Source organism: Gardnerella sp. c23Ub_4 (assembly GCF_055804115.1).
Map to the genome: position 1 here is coordinate 21,457 of NZ_JANUYO010000003.1, position 16,803 is coordinate 38,259.

Below are 16,803 nucleotides of genomic sequence, written 5' to 3' on the forward strand. Positions count from 1 at the left end.
TATATTTAACATGTTCTAACAAGAACGAACATACGCATGATTTAACCGAGAAGAGAAACCATGAGAAAAAATATATTCGCATCTTGCTTATCTTTAGTAATAATTTTCTCACTAATACCAACTCAAGCCATTGCTCGCGAAAAATTAAACACTGGGCTAACGCAGTATAACGAATCTGTTGCATCTAATCCAAAAAACACAGAAAATACACCAAACATTTGGCACGAAGCAAAATATCAGGGTTTATTTGACCCAACTCCTACTGGACTAAAGTGGAAGTTGGACGAATCAACTAACACTCTTGAAATATCAAAAATTAGCGGGACAGATTTTGCATCTAACTCAATTGAAAAAATAATTTCCTCTAATAAAAACAACCAAGATGGCGTAAATTTTGATACAGCTAAAGTCAAAGTCATAAATATTGTTCAATCAGGCGATCAAACTGAAAATGCTGGAAAAATTCAACTCGGTAACGGTGCTAGCAATCTGTTTTCAAACTTTGCAAATCTAGAAACAATAAACAATTTGGATTTATTTGACACTTCTAATGTAGAAGATATGTCTGGAATGTTTTCTTCAACTCCTAAGCTAAAAAACATTAATGGAACTAAAGACTGGGATACAAGCCGCGTAACAGATATGAGCAGCCTGTTTGAAGATAGCGGAATAATCAGCATAAATCCAATATCTAACTGGGACGTTAGCAACGTTGAAAACATGCAGCTAATGTTTAGAAACACAAAAAATTTGCGCACAGTTCACGGATTAGACGAAAAGTGGAACACTAACAACGTTACAGACATGACTAGCATGTTTGAAGGCAGCGCAATCGAATCTGCAGACGGCATTAGAAACTTTAAAACGCGCAATGTTCATCATATGAACAACATGTTCTACCAAGCAAAGAATCTTTCAAACGTTAAGGGAATTACTTGGGACAACACCTACTGCGATGAAGCAACTGGAATGTTTGAAGAAAGCGGATTAACAACTAGCGAAGGCTTAGAAGTGTTTACAAACAACAATCTAGCTTCAATGGGAAGAATGTTTATGAACGCCAACAAGCTAGAAGACATTAAAGCGCTTGAAAACTGGGATATTAGCAATACTAACGACATTGGAAAAATGTTTACTGGAACAACCTCACTTAAAGAAGCCAACCTTGGAAAATGGAAAACTTCTTATGTTTCAAACATTGTTGGTCTTTTTGACAACAGTGGCGTTAAAAAGATAACTGGCTTAGAAAATTGGAATACAAAAAATGTTTGGAATATGGGAAAAGCATTTTCAAACACTACTAATTTAACACAAATACCAGGAATCGAAAATTGGAACACTTCTAGCGCAACAGACATGAACGATATGTTTGCAAACTCTTCTGTAACGTCTCTAGATATTTCTAAGTGGGATTTAACACAAGCTCTTAATATTCAAACCGGTTCATTAAACCAAGGTGTTAAAAACATGTTTGGCGGCAGCAAAATCGTTGATATTACCATTCCATCTGGCGTTAATCTCGAACAAACAAATCTTTCGGCACTTAATGACATTTGGAAAGAAGCAAGCACACAAAATGGAAATCTTCTTATTAAAGAAGGTGGATTCTCAAATAGTGCAAAAGATTTAATAGAAAATAACGCAAAACAAAGCAAAGAAAGCGGCTCTAGAAGATTCTTACGCGGATACTTTATGGCTACAATAAAACACGGCGATGCTAATATTAATTGCTTAGTTAATACGAATGGAAAACATAATTTTGTTGATGCAATTGTTAACTGTAAAGATTCAAATAATAAAATAACTGACTTCCGAAATCTAGGTATAGAAAAAGCAAACGCAACTTTATCTACAATTCTAGGCTTAAAAGACGAAGTGATTACAGATTGGAATAATGGGAACTCTGCTTTTAATACAGATTTAAGCAATCTTGATTTAAGTAAAGATTTTAATTTGACTGTTAAAACTAAAAGCATTCAAAAGGAAACTTCAAACGTTGTTGAGCCTAGTAGATCTGAATCTTCGGACCATGATTCTGATTCTGATTACAGTTTGAACAAATTATTATTCATTCCTTTTAATAAAGATGATTACAATTATAGTAGTTATAATCAAACCAGTGTTGATGCGAAAACATATACTGCAGAACAACAAAAGGTTGCAGAACCTAAAACTGCAGAATCTGCTAAATCGCAACAAGAGAATCAAGATACTTCTTACAAAGCAGAAATCGCCAACAAAACTGTAACAAATAAGAATCAAACCGAACAAAGCAGCAACTCAATCAGCAATAACGCTGATTACAAAGATTTGCAAAACGATTATTCTAAAGAAAACAACTCTAAAGATAATGATTCAAGTAAAAGCGTAAACAAAAAGAAGGACGCACTAACAAATAACAGCTATATTGCGAAAGCAGCCTCTTCAACCAATAATACGCATGTATTAGCTATTGCTATATTAGTTGTATTTGTTGTTGCAATTGCTGGAATTGCAACCTTTACTCTAAAGAAAAACTAAAACATTTGCAATAATTTTCCGCAAAATGTTGTTCTACACAACATGTTTACAACATTTTGCGGAAAACTTTAAGATATTTTATTAAAACGCCATATATCAAGCGCCATATTGAATAAGATATTTAGCAGCGCGATCTGCTAACTGCTGATTCATTACAGGCTCGCCGTTTGAATTACTAATATTCTTGGCTGCATCGAAGATTTCGCGCACGTTTGCAATTGGAAGCACTGGGAATCCAAACTCTTGCTCTACTGCTTTTACTGCAGAAAGATCACTGTCTTTTGTGCGCTCCATTCTATCTACTGCCAAAATCAAGCCAACAACTTGCACATTTGCTTCTGCTTTAAGCTTTGGCAAAGTTTCGCGAACTGCAGTTCCAGCAGTCATAACGTCGTCAACTAGCAACACATTCATGCCGTCTTTTAGCGGCTTTCCAACCATCATTCCGCCGTCGCCGTGGTCTTTTCGCTCTTTTCTATCAAAAGTAAAACCAACTGGCATATTGTAATTATTTGTTAAAGCCATAGACGTAGAAACTGCCAGCGGAATGCCTTTATAAGCAGGACCAAAAACTGTGTCAATATTGTTAGAAAGAATACCATCTTTGATTGCTGCAACAATTCTTTGAGCGTAATAATCGCCAAGAGAAGCGATTTTCATGCCGTCGTCAAAAGCACCAGCGTTAATAAAGTAAGGCGATTGGCGACCAGACTTAAGCGTAAAATCACCAAATTTAAGTGCGCCTGAATCAAGCAAAAACTTTGTAAAATCCTCGTGTAATTGTGCCATAATTAACTCTCCTTGTTAAATCTGTCTTAAATAATCTGTCTTAAATAATCTGTCTTAAATAAATTGTTTTACTGTATTAAATTTCATCGCCAAGTTTTGCCTTCTTTAAGCAAAGATGCAAGCTTTGGTCGAGAATCAAGCAAATCGTCAAGCTCACGCGCAATGCGAATCGGAGCAGTTGGGTCCACAAGAGCGGCCGCCCCAACTTCTACAGCATTAGCGCCAGCATACAAGTATTCCAAAGCTTTCTCTCCAGAATCAATGCCACCAATACCAATGATTGGAATATCTGGCATAGCTTGACGCACTCGCCACACAAATCCAAGACCAATCGGGAAGATTGCAGGACCAGAAACACCGCCCGTACGGTTTGCAATAATCGGCTCGCCTGTGCGAATGTCAATTCTCAATCCAACTAAAGTATTAATCATGCTTAAAGCATCTGCGCCAGCGTCAACAGCAGCTTTGCAAATCGAAACAATATCTGTAACATTTGGCGTCATTTTTACAATCATCGGCTTATCTGTCATTGCGCGAAGTCGCTTAATTAAACGATGCAATGCAACTGGGTCTGTGCCAACACTCATTCCGCCATGAGTTACATTTGGGCAGCTAACGTTAATCTCTAGCATATCTGCCGCGGAATCCGCAAGCTTTTCAACAACTTGCGCATAATCTTCGTCACTGTGGCCTGCAACATTTGTGATTACAAGCGCTCCAAGCTTTTTTAACTTTGGAAGCTCGTCTACTAAATAGTGATCAACTCCAGGATTTTGCAAACCAACAGCATTCACCATTCCAGAAGGCGATTCTGCAGTGCGCGGAGAAGGATTACCCTCCCAAGGAACTGGGGAAACACCTTTTGTACAAATTGCTCCAAGTTGGCTAACGTCATAAAAGTGCGCGCAAGCTGCAAGTTGGAACGTTCCAGACGCTGTTCCAACCATGTTTTTCCACTCAACTCCCGCAACTTTAGTTGAGTGCTTCCAAACGTGGCTAGTGTCAAAACCAAGATTTTGCGCATTATTTTGCGCGTTTTCTAAAGCATTATTTGTTTCATTGCTCATGTTCTTTCCTTTACTCCCAGCCTAATCTTTCAGCGTCAAACACTGGTCCTTCGTTACAAACTTTAAGTCTGCCTTCTAAAGTATCTACAACGCAAGCAACACAAGTTCCATAGCCGCATCCCATTCTTGCTTCTAGGCTTAGCTGACATTTAACATTACGCTCATGTGCCCAATGAGCTACAGCTTTCATCATTGGCATAGGTCCGCAAGAAAGAATAACAATAGGCAAATCGCCATTAAAATCAAAATAATTTTCTTGCTCTAGCTCATTAAGCAAAGTAATAACAGTTCCTTGCGCGTTGCTAATGCTATAAACATCATCAACGTATTCCTTCATAAACGAGTCAGCAAAATGATTATCGCGATACCCGAGCACTGCACTCACTTTGCAATCCTTGTTTTTTGAAATCGCTTGAGCAGCACAAATCAAAGGAGGAACGCCCAATCCTCCGCTTACAAGAACATAGTGCGCTGGCTTAGAAATATCAAAGCCCAATCCTAATGGCCCTAAAGCATCTACAGTGTCACCTGCTTTAAGCTGTGCAAATTCGGCAGTGCCCTTACCAATAACAGCAAAAATAAGACTAAAAGTGTCTCCATCAACGCTTGCAACACCAAATGGCCTAGGAAGCATAGTTGTAGAATCTGGAGAATATAAGTTAACAAATTGCGCAGGAGTGGCCGTTTTAGCAATAGCATCATCGCGCAAAACTAAGCGATACACACCTTCGTCAAGCTTTTGATTATCAAGAACTTCTATTGGGCGCCTTCCTAAAAGACGGCTATATTTTGGCTTACTAGAATCTGAACCCGAATAGTCTAAAGAGCTTTCGCGAATAGTAAATATAAAGCCTCTAGAAGATTTTCGAGTTTGAATAAACATGCCATCACTCATGTATTTGCCCTATCTTGTTTAATGTGTAACTGTTTAGTTTTTAGTTATATATAATTTGCGATTTACAACTTGCGATTTATAATTTGAAACTTATAACTTACGATTTGTAGCTTGCTATTAGCTATAAATTATATTCGCTTATGTTTATCTATATTCACTTATAAATAGATTCACTTATAAATCGCCTGCCTTAAATCATCTCGCATATTAATAGCAGCACAAGCAGAAGAATGTGCAACAATATCTAGAATGTCATCTAAAGAAATTGAAGATTCGTGCTTTTTATAAGATTCACTGTTTTTCCAAGCACCAATAATTCCGCGCGAAGAGTTTACTATAGCGCCACTGCCATTTTCATCAAACATTCCAGCAACATCTTGTGCCGTTCCGCCTTGTGCTCCGTAGCCTGGAACAAGAAAGAAAGTATGTGGCATAAGTTCGCGCAATCGCTTGCCTTCTTGCGGATGCGTTGCTCCAACAACTGCTCCGACTCTAGAATATCCGTGATTCCCAATGTTTGAAGCACCCCAATTTTCAATCAAACTTGCCATATGCTCATAAACTGGCTTGCCATCTTCAACAACAAGCTCTTGCAACTCTTTGCTAGAAGGATTAGACGTGCGCAAAAGCACAAAAATGCTCTTATTGCGCGAAATTGCTTCGTTTACAAAAGGCATAACGCCATCCGAGCCCATATACGGGTTTACAGTAAGAGAATCCTCGTGCCAAACATCCTTTGTACTAGAACTTTTAAGAAGATTAATCAAAGACTCGTCAAAGTCGTAAGATTCATCGCTAAAATACGAATCAAGATTAGCAAATCCTCGCAAATGCGCAGCATACTGGCCTGCCGTAGAACCAATATCTCCTCGTTTTGCGTCTCCAATAACAACTAAACCTTTGGATTTAGCATAATCGCAAGTCATTGTGTAAGTATCGATTCCAGCAGGGCCAAGCGCCTCATACATTGCAATTTGCGGCTTAACAGCTGGAACAATATCGCAAATCGCATCAATAATTGCACGATTAAACTCAAAATAAGCAGCACCAAGCAACGTTTGCAAAGCTTCTTCACTCTCTACTTCTTGCAAAACTTCATTTGCTAAGCCGCTTAAAATTTGCGCAGGCAAAATACCAGGCTTTGGGTCTAATCCAACAACAGTAGGATTTTGCTTTGATGCAATCGCTTCTACTAACTCGTCCATTTTGCTCCCATTTTTACTATTTTTTACGACTTACTCACGCGACTTACTAAACTTACTAAACTTATTAAATACGCGACTACATTCTAGAAAACGCAATTTGCGATCCAATAATAGTTGCCACTGGCCTGCCCTTTAATTGCCAACCGTCAAATGGCGTATTTCTAGCTTTTGAATGGAATGAGTTTGAATCCACACTCCACTTTTCGTTCATATTAATCAACACTAAATCAACGTTTTCTGGGTGCTCCGTGTTGCTTAATCGCAATGTACGCCTAATCGCGCATTTAGAAGACACGTTTAGCAAAGCCGAAACATCCGTAGGTCTGCGGCTCATTAGTTGCATTGGATTAACAGACATTAGCTCAATTAAGTGCTTATCGTCTGTGTAGCCTGCATCCACAAGAACTTTTCTACAAACCGCGTACGCGCATTCTAAGCCAATAATGCCATTAGGCGCACTCGCAAAGTCGCCAGCTTTATCTGCAACTGTGTGCGGAGCGTGATCAGTCGCAATCATGTCTATAGTTCCATCTGCGATTGCACCAAGAGTGGCCTGTCTATCTGCTTTAGACCTAAGTGGCGGATTCATTTTTGCGTTAACGCCATACTTAAGCACATCTTCATCGCAAAGATCAAGATAATGCGGAGCTGTTTCACAAGTAATAGGCAAACCTTCCTTCTTAGCTTTGCGAATCGCTTCAAAAGCAGCTGCAGTACTCACATGCTGGAAGTGCACATGAACGCCACTAACTCGCGCAGCATCAATGTCGCGCTTAACAATCGCAAGCTCCGTAGAAGCAGGAATTCCGCCAACGCCTAAAATCTTAGCAACTGGGCCTTCATTTACTGAGCCAGAATTGTGATGCTCACAATGTTCAAGAAGAGGCAATCCTGTTTCTTTAGCGATTTTTAGAACGTCTTGCAAAATCGAATCTGTAACTGCAGCACCATCGTCACTAATAGCAACTACAGGATGCTTCTTCATCGGAGACGTTTTTTGACTATCTTCGATTCCAGGAACATACTTTTTCCACAAATTAACGTTGCTAGGATCAACGCCACTTCTTCCGCCCGATGCGCAAACGCTTAAATCGTAGCGAACTGGCAATTTTACGCCATATATGCAACCGTATCTTTGCAAGTAGTCAATCACATTTTCCACGTCGAAAGGAGCATCATTCCAAGGCTCGCCATCAACTGCTGGAATAGTATTCGGCATAATCAAAACTTGCGTATATCCGCCTGCGGCCGCAGCATTGCCGCCAGTCATCATCGTTTCTTTATCTGTTTGACCAGGATCTCTAAAATGCACGTGTGGGTCTGCAAAACCAGGAGCAACAATCCAATCACTCGCATCAATTTCTCCGCATATTCTGGCATTTGGCTCAATTAAAGCATCTTGTCGCACACCTTCTACGATTAAATCAATGCGCTCGCTAGTATCCCAAACTGCAATATTTTGCAAAGTTAAGGTTCGTGAGTTGTTCATATTGCTCCTAGTTCGCTCAAGGTTTTTAAGTTATTAGATTATTTTAGATTACTTTATATTTCAATTGCGTTAATCGCGCTTATTTTTGCGTTTTGACTGCATTCAATCTGCATTCAATTTGCATTCAATTTGCACCCAATCTGCAATCAATCTGTTATGCTTCTTCGTCGCAATACAAGCATCGATACACGTTTGCGTCAGAATCGTCCTTATAGAACTTTTTGACTAATGATAATTCACTATTTGTTATGCAGCGAATATTAGGACATTTAAGATCTTTAGGAGCATTTTTGTCTTCTTTATGAACACGAGGATTAGCGAGCGAAATTCCATTAGCATCGTAAGCTTGCGATTCGTCTTTAGGAACATTCACAAAATCTGTTGGTTCGTAGCCCAAAAGCTCGTCTCCAAGAACTGAGCTTTCAAGAGCCATTCGCATAAGCATGCCATTTTTAACTTGCTCAAAGTATGCTGCACGAGGATCCGCGTCAACATCAACCGCAATCTCGTTAATTCTAGGAAGTGGGTGAAGAACAGCAGTATTCGGCTTTGCTTTTTGCAATTTTTCTTCCGTCAAAATGTAAGTATCTCTAAGTCGCAAGTATTGATCCCTGTCTGTAAAACGCTCTTCTTGCACACGAGTCATATAAAGAACGTCTAAACTTCCAATAACTTCCATCAAATCGCGAGTTTCCTCGTAAGAGCACGATTCAGTTGCGTTTATGCGATCAATAACATATTGCGGAGTTTTAAGCTCATCTGGACTAATCAGCACAAAATGAACGTTTCCAAAGCGGCATAAAGTTTCAATAAGCGAGTGAACTGTGCGGCCGTATGTTAAGTCTCCGCAAAGCCCAACTGTTAAATTATTCAGTCTGCCAAATCGTGCAAGAATCGTTGCTAAATCTGCAAGAGTTTGAGTAGGATGCATGTGGCCACCGTCTCCTGCATTAATTACTGGCGTGCTAACAGCTTGCGTTGCTACAAAAGCGGCGCCTTCCTTAGGGTGACGCATTGCTACAACATCTACATAGTTTGATACCACTTTTAACGTGTCGCTAACTGTTTCGCCTTTACTAGCGCTAGAAAGTTGAGCGCCTGCAAAGCCAATCACCTTGCCACCTAAGCGAAGCATTGCTGTTTCAAAGCTTAATCGCGTGCGCGTACTCGGCTCATAAAAAAGAGTGGCCAACACTCTGCCATCGCAAGTGTGGGCCACTTCTTTTCTGTGCGAATCAATGTATCGCGCTTTATCTAAAAGCATTCGTATTTGTTCTGTTGAAATATCGTCTAAAGTAACAACGCTTTTGCCTGCTAACGATTGAGCAATTGCGCAACGAGAAAAAACTTGATTGGAAGAATCAGAAAATGCGTTCGTCATAATAAAACCGCTTACCTTTCGCTAGTTGGCAAACGGCCGCGATTGTGCGCGACCTACGTAATATTACTGATTAGCTTTGACGAAACCTATACTCGGAGTGGCGAACAACTATAACTTATTATGCAACATTTAATAAGTATTTAATCCAATAAATCTATTTGTTCCAATACAGTTTGTTGATTACATTTACCATAAGTAACCTTCAAAATATAAACTGTATTTTTTTCTAAATCAACTCTGTAATAAATAAGAAAATTCTTTACAACAATACGACGCACACCAAGTGAATTCCACGGCTCATACTTAACTACAGGCGCAAACTGAGGAAAAAGAGATAGTCTTTCAATATTAAATTTAATGATATTAATAATTCTGGCAGAAGTTTTCTTAGAAATATTAGATGCAATATAATCTCTTATATTTTTTAAATCATTTTCTGCATCTTGAGTAACAAGAATATCAAAAGAACTCATTACAAGCCCTTTTCTAACTCAGCAAAAACATCTTTATATGGTCTAGATAAACCAGAAGCTGACTGCTTGTAACTATTCATAAGTTTTGCAGCAAAATCAGTAGAGAATAATTCGTCATTTTCTTCTAAATTTTCACTACTGACTGTTTGCTTTATACGTGAAGAAACATCAGAATAAAAAACTGAAGACTTAGCTCTTTCTTTTACATCAATGCTTATCATTGAATTTTTCATTAAAAATCACCTCCCATCCTGCAATTATAACTTAAAGAACAGAATGCAACAATAAATTCGAAGCTACAAAATATGACTAGATTGCGACTGTAAACTTAGCGACAGTAGAACAGACGAGACATAACTTCGCGGCATTGACGCATAACAGCCATTAAATCGTTTTCAAAAACGCGACCCTGGTTTGGATCGTAGCCAAGATAAGTGGCGATTCCGCCTAAAGAATAAGAGTCTGTTGGAATAACATCCGCACGCTCAAGTGAGCCAGACCACAAGAAGTTCGCATTTCGCACTGCAGAACACATATGCCAGCAGCGCTCCAGCACGTTTGCATCTTCATCTTCAATCAAATGCAATTCTTTAAGCGCTTTCAACGCTTGCATTGTGCCAACCGTGCGCAAAGACTCGTATTTTCCAGCGTATTGCAATTGCAAAAGCTGAACAGTCCACTCAACATCGCTTAAACCGCCGCGCCCAAGCTTCAAATGTCTGTCTCTGCTAACTCCTCTTGGCAAGCGTTCTGCTTCCATACGCGCTTTAAGCTTACGAATTTCCGCTAATTGGGATTCGCTAAGAGGCTCCAATGAATAGCGCAAGTCGTTTACTACTCCACTTAGCAAGGCATCCGCCAACTCTTTAGAACCTGCAGCAAAGCGCGCGCGCAAAAGTGCCTGATTTTCCCACGTACTTGCCCACTTTTGGTAGTAGTGCTCGCACGATTCTAGTGAGCGCACAAGCGGCCCATCTTTACCTTCTGGTCGCAAATCTAAATCAACCATGATTTTTGGCTCTAAAGTAAGAGTACCTTGCAAAATATTTCGCAATATGTCTACAGTAGTTTGCGCAAAACGGTGAGCAAGATTAGCTCCAGAATCATCGCCAGAATCGCAACCGCAAATATCTTGTGTAGGCTTATAAACAACCATCATATCTGCATCAGAGCAGAAGTTAACTTCCCTACCGCCATAACGTCCGAGGGCAATAATTGAAATCGAAGCTTTGCTCTCATCTAGGCACATTTTGCGAGACGCATCTTTCATAGCCCATTGCAAAGCAGCATCAAGAACAGCGTCAAATACGTCACTCATTGCTTGCATCGAAGTATCATCGTCAATAATCCCACACATCCAAGCAAGAGCTACTCGCTCAATTTCTTGCCGTCTTAAAGCGCGCAAAGATTGAGCAAAATCCGCAATACTGCTTGAATATCTTGCAACCATTGCTCGCGTTTGCATATCTAAGCTTTCTCTGCCTCTTGGCGCAAGCGTCGAGTCGTCTCCAAGCCAAGTTATCGACTGTATGGACTTCATCATTGCATCGCCTAAATAGCGCGAATCAGACAAAACGTGGCAAAGCCGTTGAGCTGCGCTAGGAGAGTCACGCAAAAATCCAAGATACGTGTTTTTCCCACCGAAGAGCTCGGAAAGTCGCCTAAAAGCAAGCAAACCCATGTCGGGATTTTGACCTTCTCCAAGCCATTTCAACACTGCAGGAAGCAAAATTCTGTGAATTTTAGCAGCACGCGAAAGTCCCTCAGTAAGAGCTTCAACATGCATTTGTGCAGCTTTTGCATCTGCAAATCCGATTGACGCAAAGCGAGCGCGAGCAGCCTCTGCAGACAACACAATAGGATCCGCATCCGTTTGCGCATTAATCGGAAGCATTGGGCGGTAATAAATATCTTTATGCAAGTGTCTAATTTCTCGTCGCGCTTTGTCGAATCGCGCAACAAGCTCTTCTGGCTTAAGTCTAACAGCTCTAGCAAGACGCCTAATTTGCTCGTTACTGTTAAGATCTTCTACACTAATGCTTCTTGCGCGATCTAACCCACCATTTCCTTGCGCACCTAAATCTGGGAATAAATGCGTACGTTGCATATTCCACATTTGCTGGCGATGCTCGAGCACGCGCTCAAAACGGTAGTGTTCTGCCAAAATCGCAGCTTGCGATCTAGAAACATAACCTCCAGCAGATAATGCGTTAAGCGCGCCTAGTGTATCTCTAACTCGCAAAGACGTGTCTTCGCTTCCGTGCACAAGTTGCAACATTTGCACAGTAAACTCAACATCGCGCAATCCTCCGCGACCAAGCTTCATGTCTAAATCTCTATGAGACGCAGGAATCAAAGACTCCACTCGCTGTCTCATATGTTGGCAATCTGCAACAAAGTGTTCACGACCAGACGCTTTCCAAACAAGCGAATCTGCCATTTGTCTATAATCTTTACCAAGTTGCATATCTCCTGCAGCTGGCCTCGACTTTAGTAATGCTTGAAACTCCCAGCTACTTGCCCACTTTTCGTAGTATTCTCTGTTAGATTCCAATCGCCTAACAAGCGGACCATCTTTGCCTTCTGGCCTTAGCGCAGTATCAATTTGCCACAATGGAGGCTCCGCACAACCCATAACAACCGATTGACACACTTTTTGCAAAACAAGCGCAATAGAAGAGCCAACTCGCAAAGCTTCATCTTGTTTAACGCCATTAGTTGGCTCTACTACATATATTAAGTCAATGTCGGAAACGTAGTTTATTTCTCGCGCTCCCAATTTTCCCATTGCTATTATTGCAAACTTGCAACAGCAAGATCCAGAAACTTGCCCGCGCGCAATCGCAAGAGCCGCCTCTAAAGCAGCATCCGCAGCATCCGAAAGTTTACAGCTTATATCTGGCTGCAATTCTACAGGATCTGCGCTTGCCAAATCGTATGCCATAATCGCAGCAATATGCTGGCGATATCTCGCTCTAAGCGCACAAACAGCTTGTGCAAAACCCATGGAGCTTATTGGAACAGTGCACGAATCGCAATTCTTGTCATCATCTTTTTCTTCATTTACTACTGTTGCACTGTACGATTGAACAGCTTCTAGTAAATCCGAAACACGCTCTTCTAAAGTCATATGTAGCAAATGATTTGGGTCATTTGCGGCAGCGCTTATTAAGTCTTCGCGTGTTCGCATTAGCATTGCAAACGCTTTAGATGCTCCAAGAACTTGCATTAAAGACGAAAGCGGACTTGTTATTAGTGAATTATTAGAGTTTTGAGCAATATTTTCAACAACTTTTTTATGCGATTGATATATGTCGTTAAACGCTAAAATTGCATAATCTGGATCTTCGACTCTGCTTATGCTTTCTAAAATTTTAACCGTGTTTATTGAATTATTTGCACAATTTTTGCAAACATCTTCTATAACTTTACGAGCAGATTCCGGTCGCGCAAACCCTGCTTTAACTAGGCTTCTATACGATAAGTCATTTTCTTGAGCAAAATTTAAACTATTTTTTGAACGATTTTGCAAATCATCTTTTAAGCCCACGTTCAAAATCGCGCTGAAGCCATTGCTTAAATCTCCAGCATTACTTGATTCTTTGCTCATACCGCCACTGTACATTGTGGTGCAGTACAACATAATCCTTGCACTGCACCACAAATCTACAAATTTACACTATCTTAGTAAAAAGTGGCTTAACGTTTGACCAAATGCTTCTAGTAACTCCAGGACGATTCATTGTGTACAAGTGTATCCCATCTACGCCTTCCGCAACTAAATCGTTAATCTGTTGAGACGCAAATATGCTTCCAGCGTCTTGCAAGACTTCTGGGTTACTTCCCCATCGCTCAATCATTGCTAAAACTGGCTCACTTATTTTAGAAGAGCACATTTTTGTCATTCGCTTAACTTGATTAGCATTTACAACAGGCATAACTCCAGCTTCAATTGGAACGTTAATGCCAGCTTTTCTAGCTAAATCCCTAAAGTGCAAAAAGTCATCATTATTGTAAAAAAGTTGCGAAATCAAGTGAGTTACTCCAGCATCAACTTTTCGCTTTAGATTATCGATGTCTTCTTGCAAAGTAACAGCTTCTGGATGTTTTTCTGGGTAGCATGCACCCAAAATAGGCAAATCTGGTCGCTTTGAGTGAATATATGATACTAAATCGCTTGCGTGATTAAATACTCCAGCAGCATTCTGATTTTCAATAACGTCTCCGCGCAAAGCTAAAACGCCACTAACGCCTGCCTTATCAAACATATCTAAAGCTTCGTCAACATCGTCATAATCCAAGTATCTTGCTGTTAAGTGAGCAACAGTTTTAATGCCATACTCCGATCGAATAGTGTTGGCGATTCTAGCAGTAGCAGTTCGATCCGAAGATTTTCCAGTTCCATAAGTTACAGATATAAAATCTGGATCCAATCCCCTTAAGCCATCTAAAGTGTCGTAAATCGTACCTATTGGAGATGTTCTTTTAGGCGGAAACACCTCTAGCGAAAACTTTGGTTTGTACGTCATTTTAGACTACCGCCCAATTCGCTTCTAACTGTTTTAGCTGCCGAAACAAGATTTTGCAAGCTAACCCAAGTTTCTGCATTTCCGCGAGTTTTCAAGCCACAATCTGGATTAATCCACAGCTTGTCTGCTGGCATTTTGTGCAAAATCTCGTGAATCCTGTTAACAATCTCATCTTCGCTAGGAACGCGAGGAGAGTGAATATCATAAACACCAGGGCCAGCTTCTGTTTCAAAGTTCGCGTTATGAATAGCGTCCAAAACAACTAGATCTCCGCGCGAAGCTTCAAACGATATCACGTCCGCATCCATTGCATCAATGTCTCGAATAATGTCGTTGAATTCCGAATAGCACATATGAGTGTGGATTTGCGTAGTAGCAGCTACAGCAGAGTGCACAAGACGGAAAGCTGCAATCGCCCAGTCCAAATACTTCTTATGCCAATCCGAACGTCTAAGCGGAAGCTTTTCTCGTAGCGCTGCCTCATCGATTTGAATTACGCGAATTCCAGCACGCTCCAAGTCCAAGACTTCATCTCGAATAGCAAGAGCAAGCTGCTGAGTTTGCTCTTCGTGCGTAATATCTTCGCGAGGCCAAGACCAGTTAAGAATCGTAACAGGCCCCGTTAGCATGCCTTTCATGACATGGTTTGTGCGGCTTTGAGCATACGCACTCCACTCTACTGTGATTGGCTGCGCTCTAGAAACGTCGCTCCAAACGATTGGAGGCTTTACGCATCGAGTTCCATAAGACTGCACCCAAGCGTTTTTTGTAAACTTAAATCCGTGCAAATGCTGGCCGAAGTATTCAACCATGTCGTTTCGCTCAAATTCGCCATGTACAAGAACGTCTAAGCCAATGCGCTCCTGGTGTTCTATGCACTCGTCTATTTGCTTGGCAATAAACGCGTTGTATTCTTCTTTGCTAATTTCGCCTTTTCTATAAAGCGCTCGAATCGATCTTATTTCTTTTGTTTGAGGGAAGGATCCGATAGTTGTTGTAGGCAAATCAGGCAATCCTAATGCTTCTTTTTGTAATTTTTGACGCTCCGCGCGAGATGGCTTTCGCTCAAAATCTTCTGGCTTAAGACTTGCGATTCGCGCTTTAACATTTTCGTCTACTTTTACTCTAGACCCATCGAATAATGCCTGATTTTGCGCTAATTCCTCGCTATTTTTAAGCTCATCATCATTCAAAACGCAAAGCTTAGCGATTTCGCTTACTTCCTTCAACTTTTCTACAGCAAACGCAAAATGCTTTAATACGTCTTCGCCAAGCTCTTCTCCATCCGTACTAAATGGAACATGCAAAAGCGAGCATGCAGTGGAAACAGCTATGCGATTAGTAACGTTTTTTTGCAAAGCATCTAGCAAGCCAAGGCTTTGCGCGTAATCATTTTTCCAAATGTTTCTGCCGTTTACAACTCCTGCAAAAATAGTTGTTTTCTCGTTTACTCCATATTTTTGCAAAGCTTCAAGGTTTTCTTCTTTGCCTTCTACAAAATCTAAGCCAATTGCATCAAATGCCAAATCGTTTAGTGTTTTGTACGAGTCTAAAATATTGCCAAAATAAGTGTTAAGCAAAATTTTAACGTTTTCAGCATTATCCGCGCTTTCAAATCTGCTTTGAAGAATCGGATTATATAAGTCGCTAAAAATCCTTAAATCTCCATCTTCTTTATCTAAGCACAAGTATGGTTCGTCGAATTGCAACCATTTTGCTCCAAGACTTGCAAATCGTTTTACAATATCGCAATACGCGTTTGCTAATGCTTCAATCGTCTCTTTGTTTGCTTCTAATTCTTGTGCTTGCGGGGTGCGCGCTAGTTTTAAGAAGGTGTATGGTCCAATCAACACTGGTTTTGTTTCAATTCCGAGTGCTTTTGCTTCATTGAACTCGTCGAATGGTTTTGTGCCAGCTAAATGCAAATCTTGCGGATTTTCTACTTCGGGAACAATGTAGTGGTAGTTGGTTGTGAACCACTTTTTCATTGGAAGCGCTGTTACGTCTCCGCGTTCACCTTGATATCCGCGTGCGATTGCAAAAAGCGTATCTTCTGCATTTTCAAACTCTAGATTCTTGTACCGTTCTGGCACTGCACCAAGCAGGATTGCTGTGTCTAGCATTTGATCATAATAGCTAAAATCATTACTTGGTATAAGTTCTATTCCAGATTCTGTTTGGATTTTCCAATGCTTTTTGCGCAAATCTTTTGCAACTTGTCTTACTTCTTCTAGAGTTGCGTCTTTTTTCCAATAGCGTTCAATAACTTTTTTAAGCTCGCGATTTGCGCCGATTCGTGGGAATCCCTGTACGGACGTAAGAACAGTATGCATATATCCTCCAAATAATTAACAACCTGATTCAGCCTAGCAAACATTTGGCTTAATGAGGTCATTAGCTATTTGGGGGTGTCGTTATAACCTAAACTTATATGCAGATTTATGCAGATGATTCG

12 protein-coding genes are annotated in these 16,803 nt (G+C 40.4%); 1 reads left to right on the plus strand and 11 read right to left on the minus strand.

Features of this window, described 5'->3' with window-relative positions:
* Nucleotides 1-60: 60 nt before the first annotated feature.
* A complete protein-coding gene (locus tag NYP67_RS05710) occupies nt 61-2,520 on the plus strand; it encodes a BspA family leucine-rich repeat surface protein (protein WP_060785951.1) in 2,460 nt (819 codons plus the stop codon).
* Between the two features lie 96 nt (nt 2,521-2,616).
* Here the strand turns inward: NYP67_RS05710 and pyrE are convergent, their stop codons facing one another.
* The 11 genes from pyrE to metE form a co-directional block, all read right to left on the minus strand.
* Nucleotides 2,617-3,309, minus strand: a complete 693-nt coding sequence (gene pyrE, locus NYP67_RS05715) for an orotate phosphoribosyltransferase (protein ID WP_060785950.1) — start codon at nt 3,307-3,309, stop codon at nt 2,617-2,619.
* Nucleotides 3,310-3,392: 83 nt separating this feature from the next.
* Nucleotides 3,393-4,376, minus strand: a complete 984-nt coding sequence (locus NYP67_RS05720) for a dihydroorotate dehydrogenase (protein ID WP_016635432.1) — start codon at nt 4,374-4,376, stop codon at nt 3,393-3,395.
* 10 nt (nt 4,377-4,386) lie between these two features.
* A complete protein-coding gene (locus NYP67_RS05725; RefSeq protein ID WP_101896561.1) occupies nt 4,387-5,271 on the minus strand; it encodes a dihydroorotate dehydrogenase electron transfer subunit in 885 nt (294 codons plus the stop codon).
* A 170-nt stretch (nt 5,272-5,441) separates the two neighbouring features.
* Nucleotides 5,442-6,476 carry an orotidine-5'-phosphate decarboxylase gene (pyrF, locus tag NYP67_RS05730; protein WP_016635430.1) on the minus strand — a complete coding sequence of 345 codons (1,035 nt, stop codon included), beginning with the start codon at nt 6,474-6,476 and terminating at the stop codon, nt 5,442-5,444.
* Nucleotides 6,477-6,552: 76 nt separating this feature from the next.
* Complete coding sequence (locus NYP67_RS05735) at nt 6,553-7,965, minus strand: dihydroorotase (RefSeq protein WP_473411276.1); 1,413 nt, start codon at nt 7,963-7,965, stop codon at nt 6,553-6,555.
* A 154-nt stretch (nt 7,966-8,119) separates the two neighbouring features.
* Nucleotides 8,120-9,346, minus strand: coding sequence for an aspartate carbamoyltransferase (pyrB, locus tag NYP67_RS05740; protein ID WP_004131012.1), 1,227 nt, complete (start codon nt 9,344-9,346; stop codon nt 8,120-8,122).
* A gap of 140 nt (nt 9,347-9,486) precedes the next feature.
* Nucleotides 9,487-9,819 carry a type II toxin-antitoxin system RelE/ParE family toxin gene (locus NYP67_RS05745; protein WP_004131015.1) on the minus strand — a complete coding sequence of 111 codons (333 nt, stop codon included), beginning with the start codon at nt 9,817-9,819 and terminating at the stop codon, nt 9,487-9,489.
* Nucleotides 9,819-10,052 (minus strand): hypothetical protein, encoded by a 234-nt coding sequence (locus NYP67_RS05750; RefSeq protein WP_004131017.1) that lies wholly within the window; start codon nt 10,050-10,052, stop codon nt 9,819-9,821. Before NYP67_RS05750 ends, NYP67_RS05745 begins: the two co-directional genes overlap by 1 nt.
* A 95-nt stretch (nt 10,053-10,147) precedes the next feature.
* Entirely contained in the window at nt 10,148-13,444 is a 3,297-nt protein-coding gene (locus NYP67_RS05755) for a bifunctional [glutamine synthetase] adenylyltransferase/[glutamine synthetase]-adenylyl-L-tyrosine phosphorylase (RefSeq protein WP_115757588.1), read from the minus strand.
* Nucleotides 13,445-13,493: 49 nt separating this feature from the next.
* Nucleotides 13,494-14,348 carry a methylenetetrahydrofolate reductase [NAD(P)H] gene (metF, locus tag NYP67_RS05760; protein WP_004137981.1) on the minus strand — a complete coding sequence of 285 codons (855 nt, stop codon included), beginning with the start codon at nt 14,346-14,348 and terminating at the stop codon, nt 13,494-13,496.
* Nucleotides 14,345-16,681, minus strand: a complete 2,337-nt coding sequence (metE, locus tag NYP67_RS05765; RefSeq protein ID WP_004138028.1) for a 5-methyltetrahydropteroyltriglutamate--homocysteine S-methyltransferase — start codon at nt 16,679-16,681, stop codon at nt 14,345-14,347. Before metE ends, metF begins: the two co-directional genes overlap by 4 nt.
* Nucleotides 16,682-16,803 lie beyond the last annotated feature (122 nt).